This window comes from Cupriavidus pauculus (genome assembly GCF_008801835.1).
GTDB classification, from domain to species: Bacteria; Pseudomonadota; Gammaproteobacteria; order Burkholderiales; family Burkholderiaceae; genus Cupriavidus; species Cupriavidus pauculus.
Map to the genome: position 1 here is coordinate 65,079 of NZ_VZOW01000012.1, position 26,418 is coordinate 91,496.

Here is a 26,418-nt window from a genome sequence, read left to right on the forward strand (position 1 = left end):
TTGACCGTCAGCTCAGGGTGGCCGTGGCCAGCTTGGCGCCGAAGCCGATGAACATCGCGCCGACTCCGCTCGACATGCCCGCGGCAAGGCGGCGTCGGCGGCGGAACGCTTCGGCCAGCTTCGCGCCCACGAAAATGATCGAGGTCAGGTAGGCGAAGCTGCAGATCTGGCAGACCAGTCCAAGCGCCACGAACGACAGCGCCGGATACGCGAACTGCGGATCCACGAACTGGATGAAGAACGAAATGAAAAACAGGATGGCCTTGGGATTGAGCAGGCTGATCACCAGCGCCTTGGTGAACGGATTGGCCGACCGGTCCACCGGCGCGGCTGCTTCCGGCGCGGCGTCGTCGGCCTTGGCGCGCTTCGACCAACTGCGCAGCGCGCCGCGCAGCATCTGCAAGCCGATCCAGGCGAGGTAGCCCGCGCCGACGTACTTGACGACGTGGAACAGCCCGGGGCTGGCCTTGAGCAGCGACGCCACGCCCGCGGCCGACAGCACCATCAGGATCGCGTCGCCAAGAAACACTCCGCACGCGCCCTTGTAGCCTTGGCGCACGCCGCGCTGCGCGGCCACCGACAGCACATACATCGAGTTCGGCCCCGGCAGCAGCACGATGAAGATCGTGCCGAGCGCGAAGGTCCAGAAATCGGTAATGCCCAAGCTGGCGTGCATAAAGGCGTTCATGGCGAGTCCTGTTTCCTGTTTCCCGTTTCCCGTTCTCAGGCGGCGGCCTTGGCGCGCGCGTCCTGCATCAGCTTGGTGAAGCGGTCGAACAGGTACGCGATGTCATGCGGACCGGGCGATGCTTCCGGGTGGCCCTGGAAACAGAACGCGGGCTTGTCGGTCAGCGCAAAGCCCTGCAGCGTGCCGTCGAACAGCGACGTATGCGTGACGCGCGCGTTGGCCGGCAGCGTCGATGCATCGACCGCGAAACCGTGGTTCTGCGACGTGATCACCACGCGCCCGTCATCGTGGTCCTTGACCGGGTGATTGGCGCCATGATGGCCCGTGCTCATCTTGAGCGTCTTCGCGCCAACGGCCAGCGCCATGATCTGGTGACCCAGGCAGATGCCGAACGTGGGGATGCCGCGCGCAATGAACTCGCGCGTCGCGGCGATCGCGTAGTCGCAAGGCTCCGGGTCGCCGGGGCCGTTCGACAGGAAGATGCCGTCCGGATTCAGCGCCAGCGCATCGGCGGCGCTGGCTTGCGCCGGCAGCACCGTGACCTTGCAGCCGCGTTCGGCCAGCATGCGCAGGATGTTGAACTTGACGCCGTAATCGAACGCCACCACATGGAACTGCGGCTTGTCCTGCTTGCCGTAGCCCTCGCCCAGCTTCCATTCGGTCTGGGTCCATTCGTACGGTTCCTTGACGGACACGACCTTTGCCAGATCCATGCCCGACAGGCCCGGGAACGAGCGCGCCAGATCGATGGCCTTCTGGACATTGTCCTCGCCGGCCAAGATGCAGCCGTTCTGCGCGCCCTTCTCACGGAGAATGCGCGTCAGCTTGCGAGTGTCGATGCCGGAGATCGCCACCACCTTTTCCTGCTTCAGGTAATGGGCGAGCGTGTGTTCCTTGCGGAAATTGGAGGCCAGAATCGGCAGATCCTTGATGATCAGGCCGGCGGCATGGACTTTCGTGGCTTCGACATCCTCAGGATTCACACCGTAATTGCCGATATGCGGATACGTCAGCGTGACGATCTGCCGGGAATAGCTCGGGTCGGTGAGAATTTCCTGATAACCGGTGATGGCGGTGTTGAACACCACTTCGCCGATCGTATGGCCGGAAGCGCCGATGGAATAGCCACGAAAGACCGTGCCGTCTGCAAGCGCGAGGATGGCGGACGGAAAAGACGGTAACACGGGTAGGCTCCTGCTGGACTCACCCCGTGACCGACCTGCTCAACGCCTCGTGCTCCGTGGGCGGCCCATCGAAGGGCCGGCAGGCGCATGGCATTTTCATCACTTTTGTGCGGTGCATGAAAACGCCGCGCAAACGGAGCGGCGGAAGGTGGAATACGGTAGGCGCTAGGGTGAAGGGTTCTGAAAGCGAAACTTTCGAATTATATCCCGCCGCACCCAATTTCTCAAGTTATCAATAACTTACGATGGACAGTGGCGACGGGCGACGCCGCCGCCACGGCTCGCCGGCCTATGCCGCGACCGGCTCCGCCAGCGCCGCCCGATCCGCGCCCGATCTGCGCGCGCGTGTCGCCTGATGGTCGATCAGGCGCCCGGCGGCACCACCGCCGTGACCTCGATCTCCACCTTTGCGCGCGCCTCGACCAGGTCGGCCACTTCCACCGCGGTCATGGCCGGAAAATGCCGACCGACGATATCGCGATAATGCTGGCCGATCGCCTTGTAGGCACCGACGTATTCCGCCTTGTCCTTCACGTACCACGTCATGCGCGTAATGTGTTCGGCACGCGCGCCGCCCTGCTCGAGCACCGCCACGATATTGCGCAGCGCCTGTGCCACCTGCAGCGCGAAATCATCGGTCTCGAATTCGCACTGCCCGTTCCAGCCGATCTGCCCGCCGACAAAGATCAGGCGGCTGCCCACCTGCAGCTCGGCCATGATGCCGTTGGCGTATCCCTTGGGCGGCGCCCAGTCGGGCGGTTGCAATGTCTTCAACATGATGTGATTTCCTGAAAGGTTGTCGTGTCAGGCTGCCGCCAGATAGCGCCCCATTGCGGTGCGCACCGCGTCAGGCAGCGCTTGTGGATGCATCGTGCGGGTATCGACGCAGACCAGCCGCTGGGTGATTTCCAGGCGCGTGTCGTCGTCGCCACCGGCAAAGCGGATCGCCACCACGACACTGCTGCGGCCGATGTGCGTCACGCGCAGTTGCCGGGTCAGGCGCTCGCCCAGCCGGCTTGGCGCGACGAACCGGCATTGCAGTTCGGCCGTGGGAACGCCGGCATGCGCCGACAGGTGCATCGCATCGAACGGCCAGTCGAGCGCCTCGTCGAACCAGTCCTCGATAAGGTCGTTGAGCATCTCGAAATAGCGCGGATAGAACACGATGCCCGCCGCGTCGCAATGCTTGAAGCGCACGCGCACCGGCTTGCTGAACGCCACGCTCATGACCGCGCATCCTCGGACGCCATTTGCCGCAGGCGGAAGCGTTGCAGCTTGCCTGTCTCCGTGCGCGGCAGCGCGGTCACGAATTCAATGCGGCGCGGGTACTTGTACGGCGCGATCTCGCGCTTGCAGTAGTCCTGCAACGCGCTGCGCGTCGCATCGCTCGCGTCCACGCCGGGGCGCAGCACCACGTAGGCCATCACCACCTGCCCGCGCTCGGCGTCCGGGGCGCCCACCACGCCACATTCGGCCACGTGTTCGTGGCGCAGCAGCGTGCCCTCCACCTCGGGCCCGGCGATGTTGTAGCCGGCCGAGATGATCATGTCGTCCGAGCGCGCCTGATAGAAGTAGTAGCCGTCGGCGTCGCACATGAAGGTGTCGCCCGGCAGATTCCAGCCGTCGCGCACGTACACGGACTGGCGGTCGTCGTCGAGATAGCGGCAACCGGTAGGTCCGCGCACGGCAAGCTTGCCGACCGTGCCCGGCGGCACAGGCTTCATGTCGTCGTCGACGATGCGCGCCTCGTAGCCCGGCACCACGCGGCCCACCGCACCAGCACGCACGTCGTCGCCGGCGCTGGACACGAAGATGTGCATCATCTCGGTGCCGCCCAGCCCGTCCGTCATCTCGATGCCGGTGGCCGCCTTCCATGCCTGTCGCGTGGCGTCGGGCAGCGCCTCGCCGGCCGACACGCTTTTCTTCAGGCTCGATAGGTCGAACTGGCCGGCGAGCGTCGCCATCTGTCGATAGAACGTTGGCGCGGTAAACACAATCGTGGCGCGATGCGTCTGGATCAGCTTGAGCAAGGTTTCCGGCGTCAGCTTTTCGGCCAGCGCGGTGGACGCGCCGATCCGCAACGGAAAGCACAGCATGCCGCCGAGCCCGAACGTAAACGCCAGCGGCGGCGTGCCGCAGAAGATGTCGTCCGGCGTCGGCTTCAGTACGTGCCGCGGGAACAGGTCGCACATCGCCAGCACATCGCGATGAAAATGCACCGTGCCCTTGGGCTGGCCCGTGGTGCCGCTCGTGAAGGCGATCAGGCAGATGTCGTCGGCTGCGGTGTCGCACGCATCGAACGTGTCCGGCTTGCTGTCCATCGCCGTTTCCAGCGCGTCTTCGCCGGTGCCGTTGAAGTAGCGCACCGACACAATCGTCGGACAGAAATGCTCGCTGTCCGCACGCCGATTGGTTTCCAGTTCCTCGCGCAGCCGGTCGTCGCACAGCGCCGCACTGACCTGTGCCTTGTCGATGATCTGGCGCAGTTCCTTCGCACGCAGCAGCGGCATGGTCGCCACGGCGATCAGCCCCGCCTTCAGCGTTGCCAGCCAGCTTGCCGCCATCATCAGGTTGTTCGGCCCGCGCAGCAGCACGCGATTACCCGGCACCAGCCCCATGTCCTCCACGAGCACATGGGCGATGCGATTGACCAGCGCCGCCAGTTGCGCGTAGCTCACCGTCTCGATCCGGTCGTCGCGCTCGTGACGCACCGCCACGCGCGCACCGTCTCCCTGTGCGACATGCCTGTCGACCAGTTCCACCGCGGCGTTGATGCGCGCGGGATAACGCGTGTCGTCATTGAACTGGAACACGGGCCAGGCATTCCGCGGCGGCAGGCGATCCTGCGCGAACGTATCGATATGGGCCGAGGCAACATTGGGGGCGACCATGCTTGTCTCCGGTTCGTGTGGGATGGTCAGGCGTGCTGGCGCGCGGCGAGCGTTTCGCGCGCGATGATCAGCTTCTGCACTTCGGTGGCGCCTTCGTAAATGCGCAGCGAGCGGATCTCGCGATACAGGCTTTCCACGCGCGTCCCCACCTTCACGCCAAGCCCGCCGAACATCTGCACCGCGCGGTCGATCACCTGCTGCGCGTTCTCGGTGGCGACCATTTTGGCCATTGCCGCTTCGCGCGTGGTGCGTTGCTGGCGGACATCGCGCAGCCACGCGGCGCGATAGGTCAGCAGCGCCGCGGCGTCGATTGCCGTCGCCATATCGCCGATCGCCGCCTGGGTCAGTTGCAGGTCGGACAGAACCCCGCCGAACATCGGGCGCGAAGTGGCGCGTGCCAGCGCATCGTCAAGCGCTGCGCGGCCGAATCCCAGCGCCGCCGCCGCCACTGACGCGCGGAAAATGTCCAGCGTCATCATCGCCACCTTGAAGCCCTGCCCCGCTTCGCCCAGGCGGTGGCCCACCGGCACGCGGCAGTTGTCAAAGCGCAGCGTTGCCAGCGGATGTGGCGCGATCACGTCGATTCGTTCAGCAATCGTCAGGCCCGGCGTATCGGCATCGACCACGAACGCCGAGATGCCACGCGCGCCGGGCGCTTCGCCGGTGCGCGCGAACACGCAGTAGAAGTCGGCGATGCCGCCGTTCGATATCCACGTCTTGGCGCCGTCCAGCACATAATGCGTGCCGTCTTCGGAAAGCCGCGCGCTGCATTGCATCGCTGCCACGTCGCTGCCTGCCTCCGGCTCCGATAGCGCAAACGCCGCGATCGCCTCCCCTTTGGCTACGCGCGGCAGATAGCGTTCGCGCACTGCGTCGCTGCCGGCCAGCGTGATGGCGCCGGAGCCGAGCCCCTGCATCGCAAAGGCGAAATCGGCCAGTCCGTCGTGACGCGCCAGCGTTTCGCGCAACACGCACAGGGCGCGGGAATCGAGCGCCGGCAACGCGCCGCCGAAGGCCTGCGGCACGCAGTAGCGCAACCAGCCGGCCTGACCGAGCTTGCGCACCAGCGTGCGGCACGCCGCATCGGCGTCGTGATGATCGATGTCGCGCACATGTCCGGCGCACCAGGCGTCGAGCTCGCTTTCGAGACGACGGTGAGCGTCGTCGAAAAACGGCAGATCGAGATAGGTCTTGTCACTCATGCGCGCTCCTCAATCGCCTTCGAAAACCGGCTTTTGTTTGGCGACAAACGCGTCATAGGCGCGCCGGAAATCGCGCGTCTGCATGCAGATGGCCTGCGCTTCAGCCTCTGCCTCGATGGCCTCGTCAACGCCCATGTTCCATTCCTGATGCAGCAGCTTCTTGGTCACGCCGTGCGCGAAGGTCGGGCCCGCGGCGATCTGCGCGGCCAGCGCCTGCGCCGCGCCGAGCACGCCGTCCGACGCATGCAGCGCATTGAAGAAGCCCCAATCCACGCCTTCCTGCGCGGTCATCGCCCGCCCGGTGTACAGCAGCTCGCTGGCGCGGCCCTGGCCGATCATGCGCGGCAGCAGCGTGCAGGCGCCCATGTCCGCGCCGGCCAGCCCCACGCGCACGAACAGGAACGCCGTCTTCGCCTCGGGCGTGCCGAGCCGCAGGTCCGAGGCCAGCGCCATCATCGCCCCCGCGCCGGCGCAGATGCCGTCGACCGCGCTGACAATCGGTTGCGGGCACGCGCGCATGGCCTTGACCAGATCGCCGGTCATGCGCGTGAAGTCGAGCAGTTCGGGCATCGTCATGCGCGTCAGCGGGCCGATGATCTCGTGCACGTCGCCGCCGGAGCAGTAGTTGCCGCCCGCGCCAGTCACCACCACGGCCTTGATGTCGGTGGCGTAGCAGAGGCCGCGAAACAGATCGCGCAGTTCGGCATACGAATCGAACGTCAGCGGATTCTTGCGCTCGGGCCGGTTCAGCGTGATCGTGGCCACCTTGCCATCGGCCGACACGGACCACAGGAAATGCTTCGGCTGGTAGTTGGCGAAAGCGCGCTTGTGGTGGCGCATGTCCAGTGCAACATCGCTCATTGTGGGTCTCGCTCCATGATCTCGTTCGATGGTTGATGCGTGTCGATGCGTGGCGTGGTGCCGTTCAGCCGGCCATCACTTCGCCGCCCGCCACCGGGATGGCCTGCCCGGTGATGGCCGACGCCTGCGGGCGGCACAGCCACGCCACCGCATCGGCCACCTCGTCGGGCTGCACCAGGCGCTTTTGCGGATTGCGCGCGGCCAGTTCGGCGCGCGCCTGCGCTTCGGTGCGGCCGGTCTTGTCGCCGATATTGGCCACGGCGTCGCGCACGATGTCGGTTTCGGTATAACCCGGGCATACCGCATTGACGGTGATGCCCTTGGTGGCCAGCTCCAGCGCCAGCGCGCGCGTCAGCCCGATCACGCCGTGCTTGGCCGCGCAATATGCCGTGACATAGCCATAGCCGATCAGTCCGGCCGTGCTGGCCACGTTGACGATGCGACCCCAGCCCTGCGCGACCATCGCCGGCAACGCCGCCTGCGTGCACAGGAACGTGCCGGTGAGATTGACATCGAGCATGCGTTGCCAGTGCGCAAGATCGGTCTTGCCGAAGGGCGCGCTGTACGCCTGGCCGGCGTTGTTGACCAGCAGCGTGACCGGCCCGCGCGCTTCGGTGGCCAGCGCGAACGCGGCATCGACCGCATCGGCGTCGGTGATATCGGCAGTGGCCGTGCCCAACGCCGCGCCGTCCACCGCGAACGGCTCGAGCGCCTGCATCGCGGCATCCAGCACGGTGCGATCGCGACCGACCAGCGTGACGCTGGCGCCCGCATCGAGCAGGCGGCGCGCGATCGCCGCGCCAATGCCGCGCGCGCCACCGGTCACCAATGCATGACGGCCCTGCAGATCGTATGTCATGGTCATTTTCCCGCCGACTGCGCGTACGAGGCCGCGCGCGCAAGATTGGTTTCGAGCTGCCGCTTGCCGGCCACGTACTGCTTTGGCCATGTCACGTCGCGATAGCCGAGCTTGGCCGCTTCGTGCAGCGTCCACGCCGGATCGGCCAGATGCGGGCGCGCAATCGCACACAGATCGGCGCGGCCGGCGGCGACGATGCTGTCGACATGATCGGCCTCGAAGATCGCGCCGACGGCGATGGTAGGAATGCCAGCCTCGTTGCGGATGCGATCGGCAAACGGCGTCTGGTACATGCGGCCATAGACCGGCGCCTGGTCAGGGCTGACCTGGCCGGACGAGCAGTCGATCATGTCCGCGCCGGCCGCCTTGAAGGCGCGCGCGATGGCGACGGCGTCGTCGGCGTCGATGCCGCCTTCCACCCAGTCATGCGCAGAAATTCGCACCGACATCGGCTTGTCTTCAGGCCATACGGCGCGCACCGCGGCAAATACTTCGAGCGGAAAGCGCAGCCGGTTGGCCAGCGATCCGCCATATTCGTCGCCGCGCACATTGGTCAGCGGCGAAATGAAGCTCGATAGCAGGTAGCCGTGCGCGCAGTGCAGTTCCAACCAGTCGAAACCGGCCTGCGCCGCGCGCCGCGCATTGGCGACAAAGTCATCGCGCACGCGATCCATGTCGGCGCGCGTTATCTCGCGCGGCACTTGCGAAATCCCGGGCAGGTACGGCAGCGGCGAAGCGGACTGGAGCGGCCAGTTGCCGTCGGGCAGCGGATGGTCCATCTTTTCCCAACCCAGTTGCGTGGAGCCCTTGCGGCCCGCATGACCGAGCTGGATGGCGATCTTCGCGTCGCTGTTGGCGTGCACGAAATCGACGATGCGCTTCCAGGCGTCGCGCTGGACGTCGTTCCACAGGCCCGGGCACCCCGGCGTGATGCGCGCGTCGGGCGAGACGCATGTCATTTCCGCGACGACCATTCCCGCGCCGCCCATTGCACGCGCGCCCAGATGTACGAGGTGAAAGTCCCCGGGCACGCCGTCGGCCGATGAATACATCGCCATCGGACTGACAACCACGCGGTTCTTGAGCGTCACGCCGCGCACCGTGAACGGCGTGAACATCGGCGGCAGCACGGCCTGCGCATCCGCGGTACGCGACGCCAGCGCGTCTGGCGGCACACCGGCCTGCGCCGCCAGCCACTGCTCGAACCCCTGCACATAGCGCGCATCGCGCACCCGCAGGTTCTCGTGCGAGATCCGCTGCGAGCGCGTCAGCAGCGAATAGGCGAACTGCTCCGGCGCCATGCCCGCGTAACGCTCCACGTTCTCGAACCATTCGGTCGAATTGCGCGCGGCATTCTGGATTTTCAGCACTTCCACACTGCGCGTCGCTTCGTAACGCGTCAGCGCTTCCGGTAGTCCATCGACGCCGACCGCGCCCTGCTGGCCGATCGCATCGGCGAGGTCGATCGCATCTTCGAGCGCCAATTTGGTGCCCGATCCGATCGAGAAATGCGCGGTGTGCGCGGCGTCGCCCATCAGCACCACGGGCACGCGGCGGCCGTCGGCCAGCGTATTCCAGTGCACCCAGCGGCGGCATATCACACGGGGAAAGCGGATCCAGATTGCCGAGCCGCGCAGGTGCGTGGCGTTGCTGATCAGCTTGTGGCCATCGAGATAGCGCGCGAACAGCTTCTCGCAGTACGCCACGCCCTCTTCCTGGCTCATCTGTTCGATGCCGGCCGCACGCCAGACCGCCTCGGGCGCCTCGACGATAAACGTCGACGTGCTGTCGTCAAAACGGTAGGCATGCGCCTGGAACCAGCCATGCTCGGTTTTTTCGAACGCGAACGTGAACGCGTCGAACAATTTGTGCGTGCCGAGCCAGACAAAGCGGCACTGGCGCGTGTCGATATCGGGCTCGAACGTCCTTGCGTAGCGCGAGCGGATGCGGCTGTTGATGCCGTCGGAGGCGATCACGAGATCGGCGTTGTGCTGCTGCGCCAGCGCCTGGTCGTCGCTGACATCGGTCTCGAAAACCAGCTTGACGCCAAGCGCCTCGCAGCGCGCCTGCAGGATATTGAGCAGCCGCTTGCGGCCGATGCCGATGAAGCCGTGTCCGCCCGAGCGGATGGTGCGGCCACCGATATGGATGTCGATGTCGTCCCAGTGGTTGAACGCGGCGTTGATCTCGGCCGCGCTGACCGGGTCCGCCTGCTTGAGGTTTTCCAGCGTGGCATCGGAAAACACCACGCCCCAGCCAAACGTGTCGTAGGCGCGGTTGCGCTCGACCACCACTACGTCGTGCGACGGATTCCGCAGCTTCATCAACAGGCCGAAATACAGACCCGATGGGCCGCCACCAATACAAAGCACGCGCATTGTCAGTCTCCTGCACCCGATCCGGCGGGTCATCCGGGCGATGCCTGACCGGCATCTAGATCATGGTTAAATATTTTATGCTTAAAATATTAGGCCGCATGACCGCGTCTGGCAAGCGGAAATTTGCGCCGACACCGCGCGCGGCGTCGGCGCCCTCCGGCAATGGCTAGCCCTGGCGCTCCGCCATCGCCGCCTTCACCTGCTCCAGCGCGGTCGGGTCCTCGATCGTCGTCAGATCGCCCGGATCCCGCCCTTCCGCCACCGCCTGGATTGCGCGGCGCAGCAGCTTGCCCGAACGTGTCTTGGGCAACGCATTGACGAATACCACGCGTGCCGGCCGCGCCACGGCGCCCAACTGCTGCTCGACGGTTTTCATCAGCTCGCTCTCGAATGCCAGCCGGTCGGCCGCGCTGCCGGTGCGGCTGGCGTCGCGGGCAATACAGAAGCCCAGCGCCACCTGCCCTTTGAGCGCATCGGCGACGCCCACCACGGCCACTTCGGCAACACCGGGATGCGACGACAGGCTCTCTTCGATCTCGCGCGTGCCCAGCCGGTGCCCCGCCACGTTGATCACGTCGTCGGTGCGGCCGAGGATAAAGATATAGCCGTCGGCGCCGCGCACGCCCCAATCGAACGTCGAATAGCACTGGCGGTTGGGCACCGCCGACCAATAGGTGCGCACGAAGCGCTCGTCGTCGCCCCACACCGTGGTCATGCAGCCGGGCGGCAGGGGGTAGTCGATTGCCACCACGCCCTTTTGATTGGGCTGGCATTCCTCGCCGGTGGTCTCGTCGACGATGCGCAGGTCGTAGCCGTAGGCGGGCACGCCCGGCGAGCCCAGCTTGGCCGGCAACGCCTCCACGCCACGCTGGATCGCGATGATCGGCCAGCCCGATTCGGTCTGCCAGTAGTTGTCGACCACCGGCTTGCCGATGCCGTCCTGAATCCAGCGCGCAGTCGGCTCGTCGAGCGGCTCTCCGGCCAGGAACAGCAGGCGCAGGCTGGACAGGTCGTGCCGCGTCAGCAGCGCCGGATCCTGCTTCTTGAGCACGCGGATGGCGGTGGGGGCGCTGAACATGATGTTCACGCCGTGCCGCGCGACGATTTCCCACAGGATGCCGCCGTCGGGGCGGATCGGCGTGCCTTCGTACATCACGGTGGTCATGCCGGCCAGCAACGGCGCATAGACGATATAGCTGTGACCGACCACCCAGCCGATGTCCGAGGCCGTGAACATCGTGTCGCCGGGCTTGCCGCAGAAGATGTATTCCATCGACGTGGCGAGCGCGACGGCATATCCGCCGGTATCGCGTTGCACGCCCTTGGGCTTGCCAGTCGTGCCGGAGGTGTAGAGCACGTACGACGGCTCACTCGATTCCAGCCAGACGCACGGCACGGTCTGGCCGGCCATCCTGTCGCGCCACGCCGCGTAGTCTTCGTCGCGGCCTTCGGTGCGCGGCATGTCGGCCAGTTGGCGGTTCACCAGCAGCACCTTGTCCGGATGATGGCCGGCCAGCCGGATCGCCTCATCGAGCAGCGGCTTGTACGGCACGACCTTGCCCGCGCGCGACCCGGCGTCCGCGCTGACGATCACCTTGGGCCTGGCATCGTCGATCCGGGCGGCGAGGCTGACCGACGCAAAGCCGCCAAACACCACCGAATGCACCGCCCCGATCCGCGTGCACGCCAGCATGGCGAACATCGCTTCCGGAATCATCGGCATATAGATCAGCACACGGTCGCCGCGCGCCACGCCCAATGCCTGCAGCGTGGCGGCCATGCGATTCACTTCGTCGTGCAGTTGCCGGTACGTATAGATGCGCTCGGTGCCGGTCTCGGTGGACACGTAGACCAGCGCGCGCTGGTCGCCGCGCGTCGCCAGATGCCGATCGATCGCGTTATGGCAGATGTTGGTGCGCCCGCCGACGAACCATCGCGCGAACGGCGGCCGGCTATCGTCGAGCACGCGCTCGAATGGCGTCTCCCATTCGATGCGCGCGGCCTGTTCCGTCCAGAACCCGGTCTTGTCGGACAGGGATCGCGCGTGCAGCGCGCGGCTTGCCGTCATGGTGTCTCCTCCGCTTGTCGTATGTGATGAATGCGGTGCGGATGGCGTCGGCAAACCCGGAGTCGTCTCGTTCGGCTACCGATTGCAGCGCGCCGGGTCCTTGATCATCGGGGCGCGAATGCCGGCCATCTTTTTTGGAGAATCTACCATGACCGCATCGCGTCCCAAGCGTTCGGCATTGCAAACGGCCTGCGGGTCATCGACGCCGAATGGGACCTGCTTGACGGACCGATGCGTGCGATGACGGGCGAGCGTCTTCGCCCAACGTTAAGGTCAAGGGTTGATCAGGTGCAATTGCGGGGAAATTCGGCCCCGGCTGGCGAGCCGGGGCGACATACGGACGGATCAGTGCAGGTTCAGCGCGGCGTTTCAGCGCGCATGCGTGGTCTTGGTCTTAGCCGTCGAGGCCGCCTTGACCGGCGCCGCTTTGGCCGCCGCCTTGTGCGGCGTCGCCTCGACTACTACGCGCTTGCGCGGCTCGGCCTTGCCGGCCTTGCCCGATTTTTCGACCTTGGCGGATTTGTCGGCCGCCTCGGACTTCGTCGCTTTGGTCGACGCCTGCGCCTTGCCGCGCCCCTTGGCGCTGTGCACCGGTGCGTCATCGCCGTCGTCGCCGCGCTCGGCGCGCGCCGCCGCGGCGGAATTGGGCCGCAGCATCAGCACCAGGCTCTGCCCAGCAACCAGTTTGCTGCCCGAGAGCTTGTTCCACGACTGCACCTGCCGCGTCGAGACGCCGTAGCGGCGCGCCACGGTCGCCACCGTGTCTTTGCGCCCGGCCTTGACCACCACGCGCTTGGCATCCGGCACATCGGGCTCGACGACCAGCATCGCGGTGTCCACCAGCGATGCGCTGATGTCCTGATCGTGCCGCTCGGTACGCGGAATCATCACGGTCGAGCCGGCCTTCAGGCGCATGCCCTTCGGGATGCGGTTAATCTCGCGCAGCGTATCGACATCGACATTGAGCCGAGCCGCCAGGGCCTCGACGCGCTCACGGCTGTCGACGGTCACGGCGGTCCAACTGGACAGACCGCCACGGTAGGTATTGAGGTTGTACTGGAACCGTTCGGCGTTATCGAACGGCAGCAGAATCTGCGGATTGGCCGCGCCCAGGATCACCGGCCGGTTGAACGACGGATTCAGCGCCTTGAATTCGTCGAGCGGCATGTTGGCCAGCTTGGCTGCCAGCGCCACGTCGATGTCGCGCGACGTGGTCACCGTGACGAAGTACGGGTGATCGGGGATCTCCGGCAGCTTCACGCCGTAGGCGGCCGGATTGGCGATGATGTTCTTGACCGCCTGCAACTTGGGCACGTAGTAGCGCGTCTCGTTGGGCATCGTCAGGCTGGCGTAGTCGGTGGGCAACCCGCGCGCCTGGTTGCGTGCGATGGCCCGCGACACGGCACCCTCGCCCCAGTTGTAGGCCGCCAGCGCCAGTTGCCAGTCGCCAAACATGTCATAGAGCCGCGACAGGTAGTCCAGCGCGGCATCGGTCGACGCCAGCACGTCGCGCCGCTCGTCGCGGAACATGTTCTGCTTGAGGTTGTACGACTTGCCGGTGCTCGGGATGAACTGCCACATGCCGGCCGCCTTGGCCGTGGATTCCGCCTGGGGGTTGAACGCGCTCTCGACGAACGGCAGCAGCGCCAGCTCGGTGGGCATCTTGCGACGCTCGAGCTCTTCGACGATGTGATAGAGATAGCGGCTCGACCGGCCCACCATCCGTTCCATATAGTCCGGCCGCGCGGCATACCATTGCGTGCGGTCGTCGACCAGCGTGCCTTCGAGGTCCGGCATCGCGAAGCCCTTGCGGATGCGATCCCAGATATCGGACGACGGGCCGCGCAGCCAGTCGACGCTGGTCTGGTCGACATTGACGACGGTGGTGCTGGAGAGCGTGCCGGCCTTGCCGGTGCTGTTGAGCGTGTTCAGCGGGTCCTTCTTCGGACCGGTTTCCAGGGCGGTCGGTGTGCCGGCCATTTCACCGGCGGGCGGCGTGGGTGTGCCGGCACAGGCTGCAAGCAGCGTGGCACACGCAATTACCGCCAGAAATCGACCAAATCGCATTAAGTTCTCTGAAAGTGACGCCAAAAAAATTTGGGCTGATGCTAGGGAAAAGGTGACTTCGCGTCAATGAGATTTTCCCCATGATGCAATTTGATGCTGCCGCTTCTGCCCCGTCAGTGCGCTGACGCGCGGCGGAAACGGCGGGCGCGGCGAAACGGCCGCAATGCCGATGCGCCCGTAACGTCTTACCGGAAGTTGTCTTTCCAGCCGCGCAGCGCGCCGAATGCCGCCGCATCACTGCCAAGATCGCCGCCCTGTGCCGCAAGCGCCTTACGCACCGACGCTTCGCGCGAGCGCAGGAACGGGTTGACCGCACGCTCGTGCGCCACGGTGGTCGGCACGGTCGGCGTATCGGCCTGCCGCAACGCATCCACGCGCGCCGACCACGCGGCCAGGTCGGCATTGTCTGGCTCCACTGCCTGCGCAAAGCGGACATTGCTGCGCGTATATTCGTGCGCGCAGTACACACGCGTATCGCCGGGCAAGGCCGCGAGCTTGTCCAGCGACGACAGCATCTGTGCGGGCGATCCTTCGAACAGCCGGCCGCAGCCGCTGGCGAATAGCGTATCGCCGCAGAACACCACGTCGCCCACACCCGGCAGATCGCCCACGTAGGCGACGTGTCCGGCGGTATGTCCCGGTACATCGAGCACGCGCAACGAGACGGCGGGATGCGCGATGGTCACCGTATCGCCCTCGCGCACCGCCTCGGTGCGATGGCCGATGCGCTCGCCGGCCGGGCCGATGACGGGCAGCGGCGCTCCATCGGGCGCTTTCGGATGACGATCGAGCAGGTCCGCGACGCCGCCCTGGTGATCGCCATGGTGATGGGTGATTACAATAGCGCCCAGTACCAGTCCGCGTTGCGCCAGAAAGCGCTCGACCGGCTCGGCCTCGCCGGGGTCCACCACCGCGGCGCTATGCCCGTCGTGGACGGCCCAGATATAGTTGTCCTGAAAGGCGGGGATCGGCTCCACTTTCAACATGTGTGCTCCTTATGTCCAACCGACCGATTATAGATTGGGAAGAATGGCTGGCCTCGCCACCCGGGCAGTACATGCTCCAGTGGGAGGCGCAGCAGTATGACCGGACGGTGGCGGACATCTTCGGCTATCACGCGGTGCAGTTGGGCCTGCCGCACATCGACACGCTGCGCGAGAACCGCATGCCGTTCTCGGCACTGGCGCTCGATGGCCGCGCCGGCCCGCACGGCCCGCGCGCCACGCATCCCGATGCACGCCAGCTGCTGTGCCGGTTCGACGAATTGCCGTTCGACACCCAAAGCATCGACCTGCTCACCCTGCCGCACGTGCTGGAGTTCTCTGAAGATCCCCACGAGGTGCTGCGCGAGGTCTCGCGCGTGCTGATGCCCGAGGGCCGCGTGGTGGTGACCTGCCTGAATCCGATGAGCCTGTGGGGCGCGCGCCAGGGCCTGAACCGGCTGGGCGCCACGCCGTTTCTGCCCAGCGACGCCCAGACCGTCGGCTTCGTGCGGATCAAGGACTGGCTCAAGCTGCTGGGATTCGAAATCATCCGCGGCCGCTTCGGCTGCTATTGCCCGCCCTACCGCACCGAGCGCTGGCTGCAGCGCGCCGCGTTCATGGAAAAGGCCGGCGACCGCTGGTGGCCGATTTTCGGCTCGGTCTACATGATCTCGGCGGTCAAGCGCGTGAAGAACATCCGCCTGGTTGGCCCAAGCTGGAAGACTTCCAAGCCGGCCCTGGCCCCGGTATCCGCACCCGTTGCAACGCCCACCGGCACGCACGGCAAGACACACCAGACAGCGTCCGACGATTAACGCCGGACGCACAACCTCCATCACATGCAAGAAGTCACGATTTATTCCGACGGCGCCTGCAAGGGCAACCCCGGCCCAGGCGGCTGGGGCGCCGTGCTCGTCGCCGGCGATCACGAAAAAGAACTTTTTGGCGGGGAAAATCCCACCACCAACAACCGCATGGAACTGATGGCCGTGATCGAGGCGCTGCGCGCGCTCAAGCGGCCGTGCGTCGTCAATATCTATACCGATTCGCAGTATGTGCAGAAAGGCATCAGCGAATGGATCGTGGGATGGAAGGCGCGCGGCTGGAAAACCGCCGACAAGAAGCCGGTCAAGAACGCTGACCTGTGGCAGATGCTCGATGAAGCGCGCCAGCCGCACCTGATCGAATGGCACTGGGTGCGCGGCCATGCGGGCCATCCCGGTAACGAACGCGCGGATCGGCTTGCCAACCGCGGCGTGGAATCGCTCAATACCTGAATCTGAAGCGGCGCGACCGCATGCGGCCCGATGGGCCGTCAAAGACCGTTTACAATCCCGCCCCATGCGACAGATCGTCCTCGATACCGAAACCACCGGCCTGAACCACGCCACCGGCGATCGCCTGATCGAAATCGGCTGCGTGGAACTGCTGAACCGCCGCCTGACCGGCCGGAACCTGCACTTCTACATCAACCCGGAACGCGACGTCCCCGAAGACGCCGTGGCGATTCACGGCCTGACCGCGGACTTCCTGGCCGACAAGCCGAAGTTCGCCGAGGTCGTCCATGACATCCGCGCGTTCGTGCAGGACGCCGAGCTGATCATCCACAACGCCGCGTTCGACATCGGCTTCCTCGACATGGAGTTCACGCTCCACGGCCTGCCGCCGTTCCGCGAACATGTAGCCAACGTCATCGACACGCTGCGCGAGGCGCGCCAGATGTTCCCCGGCAAGCGCAACTCGCTGGATGCCCTGTGCGACCGCCTGGGCGTGAGCAACGCGCACCGCACGCTGCACGGCGCACTGCTCGACGCCGAACTGCTGGCCGAGGTCTACCTGGCCATGACGCGCGGGCAGAACTCGCTGGTCATCGACATGCTCGACGGCGGCACCGCCCAGGGCGAATCCCGCGCCATGGCCGACCTTTCCGCCCTCACCCTGCCCGTCCTGCTGGCCACCGATACGGAAATCACCGCGCACATGGGCGTCCTCAAGGACCTGGACAAGGCCAGCGGCGGCAAGACAATCTGGAAACCCGAAATCCCCGCCGACGCCACGATCCAGTAACCGCCCCGCACGACATAGAACTTTTTCGACGAATCCCCGAAAAAAGGGCTTTACAAGATACTGCGACGTCGGCATAATCTCGTTTCTCCACTGCACGACATCAGCAACAACGGTGACGAAGCAGTAAGGGGTGGTTAGCTCAGCGGTAGAGCACTGCCTTCACACGGCAGGGGTCACAGGTTCAATCCCTGTACCACCCACCAGAATTTGGTGGTTAAAAAGGGCCTCAGGCAAAAGCCGAGGCCCTTTTTCCTTTCCGGGTGCCGGCAGTTGACACTGCCGGGCTGGGTACGACGATGGGTACAGCGGCCTCCAACGAAGTTTCTGGAGGTTTTGCTCATGGGTACAATCTTTCGCCGGGAAGACAGCAAGGGGAACGTTTCCTACCAAGCCAACGTGCGCAAGGTCGGATTCCCCATCATCTCGAAGACATTCCCCTCTAAAGCGAAGCAGCGGCTTGGGCCGCCGAGACCGAATCGAGTCTTGGCAATGGCGCAACCAAGCAAACACTGTTGAGTTCTAAGACTTCAATGGCGGACCTCATCGACCGCTATCTCACCAAGTCACTCCCCGTAATAAAAGCGCCGCAACCGAGAGGCACCACATCGGGGCAATACAGCGGAGTCAAATATCGAGGTACACCGTGGGTACACTCACGAGCGGCGCCGTGCCAGAGTTCCGCGACGACCGGCGGTTTAGTTCGGGGTTATACAGCGCGGGGCAACCTGACGCGGCAAGCGGGATAGTTTATGCACCCCCAAAACGGCACGGCCTTGCCTTCGCGCTCCACCATCTTCACGCCACAGGCGGCACACGTCGGGGTTCGGTAGTCCCCCTCAAATGCCTGCGCCAACAGCATTGTCTGTTTGTGCTGGTCCAACGCGCGAATCCGCTCGATGATCGCCGGGCCGTCAAGCAACTGGATACCGGCCCGCTCCGCCGACTCTTGCACCGGTCGCCCCACATAGCCAGACAGGGACCAGAACACGCCCCTGCGCACCTTGTGCTCATGCATTACGCCAGCCAATGCGCGAACCTCAACCACCTTAACTGGTTTGCTCCAAGCCTTGCATTGCACGACGGCAACCGGGGCGTCCAGCCCTGCCTTGTATAACGTGGCGTCGATTCCGCCGTCCGGGCCATGCGGCACTGTCTTGACGGTGAACCCCATCGCCTCGTAGTAGCCGACACAGAGCAACTCGAATCGCTTCCACTCCAGAATCTTGAGCGCGTCTAGTGTCCAGCCATTAAATTCCGGCTTCTCTGCTAGCGATACTGGTCGCTGGGAGGCGGTTGATTTATCGGCCGCACTGGCTCGCTGCCTTGGCTCCGAGGGCGTTGGCCTGGCCTGTCGCGGCTGTCTTACAGATGAGCGCTGCGTTCTAAGCTGCGGCCCCTCCCCTGCGTTACTGTTGTTCTGCCGCCTCTCGCGGATGAACGACAACAGCCCCAAGAATGCGAACATCGTTGCTGGAACCCAAGCCAGCGACTGGCTCATCATCACGATGCCCGCGAGGAAGGGATTCGATGCGAACGAAGCGGGCAAGGCCCAGCGAAAGACAATGTACGCGCCCACGGCCAGGGCTGCGGACACCCACCAGGGCGAATCCAACAATACGTCGCTCAGCGACGGCTCCTTTCTCCTACGTCCCATCGACCCGACCTCATTTATCGTTCTGTGTTCGTGCGAGGCGGCACTCGGGCCGAAGCCCGCTCCACCCCCTCTACGAATCTAACCGAGAACGCTTTCCGGTCTCGTTGCTCTCTCCCAACACCCCACTACTGGTGGGAGCCGATGAGAGAGCGACGGGCCGCGACACGGTGCCACGGCTTTTTTTGCTAGTGCCCTCCCGGAACGCCTTGTCGAGAGCATCAAAAAGCACCCTCCCCCGCAAGGGGCCTGAGCAGAGTGCCGGACCGGGGCACGCCGCGCATCTTCGCGCCATGGGATATGGGAGCTATCGGGTGAGAGGCATGTCCCTTGCCGGCTAGGAGCGGACACTTGCGAACCTGTTCCGGAAGCGGACATTCAGAGTACTGATGACTCGCCCCACTGCAGGGCCCGGCGCTCCAATCTGGAGACGCCAGGGACCGTGGTAAGCGCCTCCTCTTAGTGGGCGTCGTAAGATGTCACCCATCTGTGATACATCTGCATGCCTACATGCAGCAACCGTACAGGGTATGGCACGCTACCGGACTGACTGCAGATCGCTCGCGACTAGCCAATCTCAAAGCTCCTGTACTGCGCCTGAGGCGTGGTGTTGTGGAGACTGACCGTCGTCGTCTTGCCATTGTCAGGTCGCAATGGAAACTGGGAGCCACAGCCGGCAAGCGCCGCTGCGGCCAGTAGGGGAAACAAGTAATGTTGCATCGGTCTTGGGTAGTGGTGAAGGTGCCGGCGATGCATTACAGCTTCGCCATCGCAAACAGCACCACAGCGGCAATCGGTGTGGAAACCAGCGATATCAACGCGCTTTGCTTAAGCGTTGCCTTCAGCATGACCACAAAGCCCATAGAGAACGCCACGAACGTGACGACCGATCCGGCAAGCGTGGAAAGCGTGGAAATCGATCCGCCAGTCAGCTTGGCAAACATCGCTGCCGCAATCGCATTGAAGAGAATTGCCACGAGCACTGCCTTGAGCGATTCGATGACGGTGGGATCGTTACCCGTGGCCATGCGCGCCACGATCTTGACCACGAATCCGATCACCACACTGGCAACCACCATGGCGATGGTGACCTTGGCCGGCAGCAGCATCGCGAGGAAGATAAATCCGGCAATCAGCAGAAGAAGGACCATCGTTGGAATCCCGTCAGGAAAAAAGCAGGCAGCACGCTAGCATGACGGCCGGAAACGTGGATGGTCGGCGTAGTGGGGTGTGTGGAAGTGATACACCCTCTGATGGAGGGTTGTGGGGGTGAAAGCGCAAATGCCTGCCATTCAAGGCGGATTGTCACGTCTCACAGTTGTTGAGTTCTGTCTCACAGTTAGTGCGTTGGATTCTCAAAGTTAGCTTTTCATGCATCGATTTGGACGCTGTACCACCACCAGCTTATAGCCCCCACCACCCTACATTGCCAAAAAACCCGGACAGCTAACGCTCTCCGGGTTTTTTGTCGTCCATCTCCTACCGAGCACCACTGGCCGCCCGTTCGGGCGGCCTTGCCAAACGCCCTCACACCACCTCAAAGAAATGCGTCCGATCGCGATCCAGTTGGGCGATCAGGCCGAATTCCCAGTCGAGGTAGGCCTGCATGGCGGCGGCGGCGTTGTCGGTGCCTTCATAGGGGCGGCGATAGCGGTCAGTGCGCGGGACGGCCAGGCGTGTTTCGCCCTGCTCCACGGGCAGGCCTGCGGCGATCCAGGCGGTGGTGCCGCCTTCGAGTACGAAGACTTCGGCGGACGTCAGGCGTTTCAGGTCGTCCGCCGCAAAGCGCGCCAGCAGGCTCGATCCGCAGGTCAGTACATAGCGGCTGGCAGGAGGGATCGCGCACAGCGCTTGCGGCAGTTGGGCGCGAATCGCGAACCATGCGCCGGGGACATGGGCTTTGACGTAGTTTGCGCTGGCGGTCACGTCGATCACGGCGACGTCGCCCTGCTTGAGCCATTCGGCAAGCGTCGATGGCGCGACGGTGTCGACGGGAGGCGTCGCCGGTCTGTCCGGCTCGGGATTTCCGCGCTCGCTACGCAGCGCGTCGGCAACCGGTTCCACCACATACACTTCCCAGCCCATCTGCGCGAGCCACGATGCGCTCATGTTGGCGCGCACGTCGTCGTCATCGGTCAGCACGATGCGTGCGCCGCGCACGGGCGCCTGATGGTCGGTTTCCTGCACCAACTGGCCGCCGGGTGCGCTGGCGAATCCTGCCAGATGACCTGCGGCGTATTCCTCTGGCGTACGCACATCGAAGCGATATACGGTGCGTCCGGGCGCCTCCAGCGATGCCAGTGCGTCCAGCGCGATACGGCGCACGCCCGCGCGTTCGGCGATGGCCCTAGCGCCCTCGCGTGCCGCAGCGCGATGCGCCGCGCTCACCTCGGCCGGGGCGCGACGGTCGGCGCCGTGCGACAGCGTTTGCCCGGCCAGCGTCCAGCCGATCGTGCCGTTGCGCAACGCAGCCACTGGGTTCGGGATCCCGGCGTTGATCAGCGACTGGGTGCCGATAATGCTGCGCGTGCGGCCCGCGCAATTGACCACCACCTGCGTCTTTGGGTCGGGAGCCAGTTCGCGGATGCGCAGCACCAGTTCGGCGCCGGGCACGCTGGTCGACGTCGGAATATTCATGGTCTGATATTCATCGAAGCGGCGCGCGTCCACGATCACCACATCCGCCTTGCGGTCGATCAGCGCCTGCACTTCGGGCGCCGAGAGCGACGGCGTATGACGCCGCGCTTCCACCAGCTCGCCGAACGATTTGCTTGGCACATTGACGTCGCGGAACACTTCGCCGCCCGCGGCGATCCATGCATCGAGCCCGCCGTCCAGCAGCGATACGTCGGTATAGCCCAGCGCGCGCAGCTTGTTCGCCGCGCGCGGCGCAAGGTCCTCGCCGTCGTGCACGCCGTACACCACGATGCGCGTGTCGCGGCGCGGGATGCGGCGCCACGCTTCGAGCTCGAGCTTGGACAACGGAAAGTTTGCGGCCCACAGCGGATGCGCCTGTGCGAACGGGTCTTCCTCGCGCACATCGATCAGCGCGATTTCGGTGCGATCGAGCAGCGCCTGGCGCACCGCCAGGCTGGTCGTCTTCGGGAACGAGTGAGTGGCTTCAGTCATGGCGCAGCGACGGGATCTTTCGAGCGATCCCAGAGATTGGGCAACGTGGAATTGGAATAGCCGGAGATGAACGACTTGCTGCCGCCGGCTTCCGGATAGACATGGCGACGCACGGCGCCAATATTTGCGCCGTACACGTGGATGCTGATCGATACGCGATCGTCGAAGGCGTTGTGCACGCGGTGGATATCGCCCACCGTCGGGGACACCGCTTCCACATGCCCGGGCTCCAGCCGCACCGCATCGCCCGCGGGACGCGGTACGCCTTCGGCGTCGATCGCATAGGGCTGCGAATATTCGGCGCCGCGCAACATGCCGATCAGCCCCCAGACCGTATGGTCGTGAATCGGCGTGCGTTGTCCCGGCCCCCAGACAAAACTGACGATCGAAAACCGCTCGGCGGAATCGCAGTGCAACAGCATCTGCTGGTAGAACTCGGGATGCGGTTGCGCGTAGGCGTCGGGCAACCAGTCGTCGCGCGATACCAGCTTGGCCAGCAGCTTGCCGCCGTGGTCAAGAATGCGCGCTTCGTCCGGCTGCTGGTCCAGCAACGCGGAAAACGCCGTGATGAAATCGCGCAGCGGCGTCAGCGCGCGCGCAGCTTCAGGCTGATCAGCCATGGTTGTCTCCAGATATGTTCGGCCGTCTATGTGGGCTACTTCCGGGCGGCTTGCGGACGACTTGCCAGCCGCCGTCCGCGCGGCGAATCGCCGATAACCATAGCACGAAGCCGGCGCCGCCGTGGACGGCTCAGATGCCCAATGCCGCGCGGCCCGCGGCGGTCAGGATGGAATCGTTCTGCGGCGTATGGATGCGGCTGCAAAGCACGTCGCGATAGTGGCGTTCCAGCGGATTGTTGCGGCTCAGGCCGTGGTTGCCCGACAGCTGCAACGCCAGTTCGAGCGTGCGGATCGCGTTCGACGTCACGGTGTACTTCACCAGTCCGCTGTCGGTGGATGATGGCGGCGCGCCGGCGTCGGCGCGCGCGGCGGCATCGTCCAGCAGGATCTGGTTGGTGCGCAGCAACGCCGTCATTTCGCCGATCGATTCCTGCACGCGCGGCAGCGTGGCCAGCGGCTTGCCGAGACTGCCGGGCACGCGCTCGCGCGTGAACTGCACGATCCAGTCGAACCCCGCGCGCGCCACCGCATCGTAGAGCGTGCCGAGCAACGTCACCATCCACGCCTGCTGGTCGGCATTGGCGTCGATGTCGGCCTGGCTGGCGCCGGCCGGTGCCCACGCCGACGGCGGCCGGATATCGACGGCGTTTTCGAACGGGATCCAGACGTCCTCGAACACGGTCTCGTGGCTGCCCGATGCGCGCAGTCCAAGATGATTCCAGCTTTCGATCACGCGGATGCCGTCCGACCCGACTTCATCCCGTGGCACGAGGAATACACCGACACGCGGTTGCGGCTCGTGCGTGCGCGCCCATACGGCCAGCCAGCGCAGCGCCGGAATGCCGGTGGTGTAGAGCTTGTGCCCGCGAATCCGCCAGCGGTCGCCCACGCGCGTGGCGACCGTCTCCGGCAGCCCGCCGCGCGCCGGCGACCCGAGTTCGGGCTCCACGCGTAGCGAATTGATCAGCGCGCCGTCCTCCACCGCGCTCTGGAACACCAGCCGCTGCAGCGTATCGGGCCAATGCGAATCGGCACGCCCGATCGCGCGGTGCTGCAGATACGTCATCGTCAATACCAGCGCGGTCGCCGCATCGCCACGTGCAATCGCGCCGATGATCTGGCGCGCCTGCGCAAGCCCGGCACCGCCGCCGCCATGCCCGGCCGGCACCACCTGCGCCACCAGCCCGTAGGCATGCAACTGCGCGAAGTTCTCGTGAGCAAAGCTGCCGCTGGCGTCATGCGCGGCCGCGGTGGCGGCAAACCGCGCTGCCAGGTCGGCCAGCACCTCGGACAAGCGCGCCGCGGGCGTCGGCAGGCGATGCAGGGATGACGAAGACATGGAATTCCTTCGAAAGGCGGATAAGTCGCCGCATAGCGTACCGCCGCGCCCCGCTGCGTCGAACGACGCATATCGCATATCGAGCAACGGTTTTAGCGCATAAGGTGCCGCGTTTTTATTCGTTTGGCCGCACGCTTGCGCGGCGTACGTTGCGTGCTTCGGCCCGGCGCACTGCCGCCAGCATCCATCGCGAACCCAACGCGACCGCACCGCGAACGAATTGCGAACGAACCAGGAGAACCGAGTATGAGCGTCGACTTCATCGGCATGATCCAGTCCCAGAAACAGTCCGAAATCCATCCGCCGTCCGGCCCGGTGATCGATCGCGACTACGTGCGCGCTTTTGCGCAGGCGCACGAAGCGGCCGGCTTCGATCGCATTCTGGTGCCGCATCACTCCACCGGCCCGTCGGCCACGCTGACGATCTCCTACGCGGCAGCCGTGACCGAGCGCATCCATTTCATGCTGGCCCATCGGCCCGGTTTCACCGCGCCGACGCTGGCCGCACGGCAGATCGCCACGCTCGACCAGTTCAGCGGCGGCAGGCTCGGCGTGCATTTCATCTCGGGCGGATCGGACGACGAGCAACGGCGCGACGGCGATTATCTCGATCACGACCAGCGCTACGCGCGCACCGACGAATACCTGGGCATCCTGCGGCGCATCTGGACCGAAGCCGAGCCCTTCGATCACGAAGGCCAGTTCTACCGCTTCCAGCGCGGCTTTTCCGAAGTCAAACCCGCGCAACAGCCGCACGTGCCGATCTATTTCGGCGGCGCATCGGACGCGGCCACCGCGGTGGCCGGCAAGCACGCCGATGTCTACGCGCTATGGGGCGAATCGCTCGATCAGGTGCGCGAGCTGACCACGCGCGTGCGCGCAGAGGCCGCGCGACACGGCCGCGAGGTGCGCTTCTCGGTGTCGTTCCGCCCGGTGCTGGCCGATACCGAGGAAAAGGCATGGCAGCGCGCCGACGAGATCCTCGAACGGACGCGCGCACTGCGCGTGCAGGCCGGTTATAGCCGTGGCGGACCGCAGCAAAGCGAAGGTGCCCGACGGCTGCTGGCGGCGGCGGACAAGGGCGATCGCGTCGATCAGCGCCTGTGGACGGCCATCGCGCGCGAGACCGGCGGACGCTCCAATTCCACCGGGCTGGTCGGCACGCCCGAGCAAGTGGCCGACGCGCTGCTGGCCTATTACGAGCTGGGTGTCACCACGTTCCTGATCCGTGGCTTCGATCCGCTCGAAGACGCGATCGACTATGGCCGCGAGCTGATTCCGCGCGTGCGGGAACTGGTCGCGCAGCGCGATGCGCAAACACACCGCCGCGCCGCGTGACGCCACCGCGCCGGCATAGCGTCCATCCACCGGCGCCCGATACGAAAAACACAACGGGAAACGGGAAATCATGAGCCAAGACACCTTCAAACCCAACACGCGCCGCCGCGACGTCCTGCGGCTGGCGGGCGCCGCGACGATTGCCGCGCCGGCGCTGATTTTGGGCCGCCAGGCGTGGTCCGCGCCGCGCAAGCTGACGTTTGCCTGGAACCAGAATTCGTTCTGCCTCACGCCGATCGTGGTGGCGCAGGAAAAAGGCTTCTTCGAAAAGAACGGCCTGCAGGTCGACCTGATCAACTACAGCGGATCAACCGATCAGTTGCTCGAATCGATCGCCACGGGCAAGGCGGACGCGGCGGTCGGCATGATTCATCGCTGGCTCAAGCCGCTGGAAGCCGGCTTCGATGTGAAGATCATCGGCAGCTCCCATGGCGGCTGCGTGCGCCTGGTCGGATCGAAGGCCGCCGGCGTGACGAACCTGCAGGCGCTCAAGGGCAAGACGGTCGGCGTCAGCGACCTTGCGGCGCCCGGCAAGCATTTCTTCACGATCCTGCTGGCCAAGAACGGCATCGATCCCGATCGTGACATTACGTGGCGCCAGTATCCGGCCGACCTGCTCGGCATCGCGGTCGACAAGGGCGAGATCCAGGCGATTGCCGACGGCGATCCCAATCTCTATCTGCTGGAAAAACGCACGAACGGCGCTTACGTCGAGCTGGCCACCAACCTGAGCGGCGAATACGCGCGCAAGGTGTGCTGCGTGATTGGCGCGCGCGGCGAACTGGTGCGCAACGATCGCCCCGCTGCCGCGGCGCTGGCGCGTTCGATCGTGCAGGCCACCGACTACGTCAACGAAAACCCCAACGAGGCGGCCAAGGTGTTCGCCAAGTATTTGCCCAAGATCAGCGTCGACGATCTGCGCAAGCTGTATGCGTCGCTGACCTACACGCACCACCCTACCGGCGTCGACCTGCAGGAGGAAATCGCGTTCTATGCCGGCGATTTCCAGCGCATCGGCGTGCTCAAGAAATCTACCGACACCCGGCGACTGGCGCAGCATGTCTACGCCAATGTGCTGGGCTGATACCGGAGC

The 26,418-nt window shown here is 65.1% G+C and carries 22 protein-coding genes and 1 tRNA gene; 6 read left to right on the forward strand and 17 right to left on the reverse strand.

Annotated elements, in window-relative coordinates:
* Positions 1-7: 7 nt before the first annotated feature.
* The 12 genes from leuE to gloB form a co-directional block, all read right to left on the reverse strand.
* Entirely contained in the window at positions 8-688 is a 681-nt protein-coding gene (gene leuE / locus F7R19_RS14505) for a leucine efflux protein LeuE (protein ID WP_061958880.1), read from the reverse strand.
* 35 nt (positions 689-723) lie between these two features.
* Positions 724-1,872, reverse strand: a complete 1,149-nt coding sequence (carA, locus tag F7R19_RS14510) for a glutamine-hydrolyzing carbamoyl-phosphate synthase small subunit (protein ID WP_150981075.1) — start codon at positions 1,870-1,872, stop codon at positions 724-726.
* A 363-nt stretch (positions 1,873-2,235) separates the two neighbouring features.
* Complete coding sequence (locus F7R19_RS14515; protein WP_150981076.1) at positions 2,236-2,649, reverse strand: RidA family protein; 414 nt, start codon at positions 2,647-2,649, stop codon at positions 2,236-2,238.
* 27 nt (positions 2,650-2,676) lie between these two features.
* Positions 2,677-3,099, reverse strand: a complete 423-nt coding sequence (locus F7R19_RS14520; protein ID WP_061958883.1) for an acyl-CoA thioesterase — start codon at positions 3,097-3,099, stop codon at positions 2,677-2,679.
* Entirely contained in the window at positions 3,096-4,763 is a 1,668-nt protein-coding gene (locus tag F7R19_RS14525; protein ID WP_150981077.1) for an AMP-binding protein, read from the reverse strand. Before F7R19_RS14525 ends, F7R19_RS14520 begins: the two co-directional genes overlap by 4 nt.
* Before the next feature lie 26 nt (positions 4,764-4,789).
* Positions 4,790-5,965, reverse strand: coding sequence for an acyl-CoA dehydrogenase family protein (locus F7R19_RS14530; RefSeq protein WP_150981078.1), 1,176 nt, complete (start codon positions 5,963-5,965; stop codon positions 4,790-4,792).
* Between the two features lie 9 nt (positions 5,966-5,974).
* Positions 5,975-6,826, reverse strand: coding sequence for an enoyl-CoA hydratase family protein (locus F7R19_RS14535; protein WP_061958886.1), 852 nt, complete (start codon positions 6,824-6,826; stop codon positions 5,975-5,977).
* Between the two features lie 64 nt (positions 6,827-6,890).
* Positions 6,891-7,685, reverse strand: coding sequence for an SDR family NAD(P)-dependent oxidoreductase (locus F7R19_RS14540; protein WP_150981079.1), 795 nt, complete (start codon positions 7,683-7,685; stop codon positions 6,891-6,893).
* Between the two features lie 2 nt (positions 7,686-7,687).
* A complete protein-coding gene (locus F7R19_RS14545) occupies positions 7,688-10,063 on the reverse strand; it encodes a bifunctional salicylyl-CoA 5-hydroxylase/oxidoreductase (protein WP_150981080.1) in 2,376 nt (791 codons plus the stop codon).
* Between the two features lie 166 nt (positions 10,064-10,229).
* Positions 10,230-12,131, reverse strand: a complete 1,902-nt coding sequence (locus F7R19_RS14550; protein ID WP_150981081.1) for a propionate--CoA ligase — start codon at positions 12,129-12,131, stop codon at positions 10,230-10,232.
* Between the two features lie 369 nt (positions 12,132-12,500).
* Positions 12,501-14,198, reverse strand: a complete 1,698-nt coding sequence (locus F7R19_RS14555; RefSeq protein ID WP_150981082.1) for a transglycosylase SLT domain-containing protein — start codon at positions 14,196-14,198, stop codon at positions 12,501-12,503.
* A 185-nt stretch (positions 14,199-14,383) separates the two neighbouring features.
* A complete protein-coding gene (gene gloB / locus F7R19_RS14560; RefSeq protein ID WP_150981083.1) occupies positions 14,384-15,184 on the reverse strand; it encodes a hydroxyacylglutathione hydrolase in 801 nt (266 codons plus the stop codon).
* Positions 15,185-15,195: 11 nt separating this feature from the next.
* Here gloB and F7R19_RS14565 point away from each other — a divergent pair, with 11 nt between their 5' ends.
* From F7R19_RS14565 to F7R19_RS14580, 4 genes are all read left to right on the forward strand, one after another.
* Positions 15,196-15,996: a class I SAM-dependent methyltransferase gene (locus tag F7R19_RS14565; RefSeq protein ID WP_061958892.1), complete on the forward strand. Its 801-nt coding sequence runs from the start codon at positions 15,196-15,198 to the stop codon at positions 15,994-15,996.
* 24 nt (positions 15,997-16,020) lie between these two features.
* A complete protein-coding gene (gene rnhA / locus F7R19_RS14570; protein WP_061958893.1) occupies positions 16,021-16,458 on the forward strand; it encodes a ribonuclease HI in 438 nt (145 codons plus the stop codon).
* A gap of 64 nt (positions 16,459-16,522) precedes the next feature.
* The gene (dnaQ, locus tag F7R19_RS14575; protein WP_061958894.1) at positions 16,523-17,248 is read left to right on the forward strand and encodes a DNA polymerase III subunit epsilon; all 726 of its coding nucleotides are present in this window, start codon (positions 16,523-16,525) and stop codon (positions 17,246-17,248) included.
* 128 nt (positions 17,249-17,376) lie between these two features.
* Positions 17,377-17,451 (forward strand) — tRNA-Val (locus F7R19_RS14580).
* Between the two features lie 503 nt (positions 17,452-17,954).
* On the opposite strand, the gene F7R19_RS14585 is transcribed toward F7R19_RS14580, so the two are convergent.
* From F7R19_RS14585 to F7R19_RS14605, 5 genes are all read right to left on the reverse strand, one after another.
* Positions 17,955-18,842: a restriction endonuclease gene (locus F7R19_RS14585; protein ID WP_317851305.1), complete on the reverse strand. Its 888-nt coding sequence runs from the start codon at positions 18,840-18,842 to the stop codon at positions 17,955-17,957.
* 812 nt (positions 18,843-19,654) lie between these two features.
* Positions 19,655-20,050, reverse strand: a complete 396-nt coding sequence (locus F7R19_RS14590; RefSeq protein ID WP_150981085.1) for a hypothetical protein — start codon at positions 20,048-20,050, stop codon at positions 19,655-19,657.
* Between the two features lie 376 nt (positions 20,051-20,426).
* Complete coding sequence (locus F7R19_RS14595; RefSeq protein ID WP_150981086.1) at positions 20,427-22,028, reverse strand: rhodanese-related sulfurtransferase; 1,602 nt, start codon at positions 22,026-22,028, stop codon at positions 20,427-20,429.
* The gene (locus tag F7R19_RS14600; RefSeq protein ID WP_150981087.1) at positions 22,025-22,648 is read right to left on the reverse strand and encodes a cysteine dioxygenase family protein; all 624 of its coding nucleotides are present in this window, start codon (positions 22,646-22,648) and stop codon (positions 22,025-22,027) included. The genes F7R19_RS14595 and F7R19_RS14600 overlap by 4 nt, the downstream gene beginning before the upstream one ends.
* A gap of 130 nt (positions 22,649-22,778) precedes the next feature.
* Complete coding sequence (locus F7R19_RS14605) at positions 22,779-23,987, reverse strand: acyl-CoA dehydrogenase family protein (RefSeq protein WP_150981088.1); 1,209 nt, start codon at positions 23,985-23,987, stop codon at positions 22,779-22,781.
* A 246-nt stretch (positions 23,988-24,233) separates the two neighbouring features.
* Here F7R19_RS14605 and F7R19_RS14610 point away from each other — a divergent pair, with 246 nt between their 5' ends.
* Together F7R19_RS14610 and F7R19_RS14615 are read left to right on the forward strand one after the other, a co-directional pair.
* Positions 24,234-25,325, forward strand: a complete 1,092-nt coding sequence (locus F7R19_RS14610; protein WP_150981089.1) for an LLM class flavin-dependent oxidoreductase — start codon at positions 24,234-24,236, stop codon at positions 25,323-25,325.
* Between the two features lie 70 nt (positions 25,326-25,395).
* The gene (locus F7R19_RS14615; protein ID WP_150981090.1) at positions 25,396-26,409 is read left to right on the forward strand and encodes an ABC transporter substrate-binding protein; all 1,014 of its coding nucleotides are present in this window, start codon (positions 25,396-25,398) and stop codon (positions 26,407-26,409) included.
* Positions 26,410-26,418: the final 9 nt, after the last annotated feature.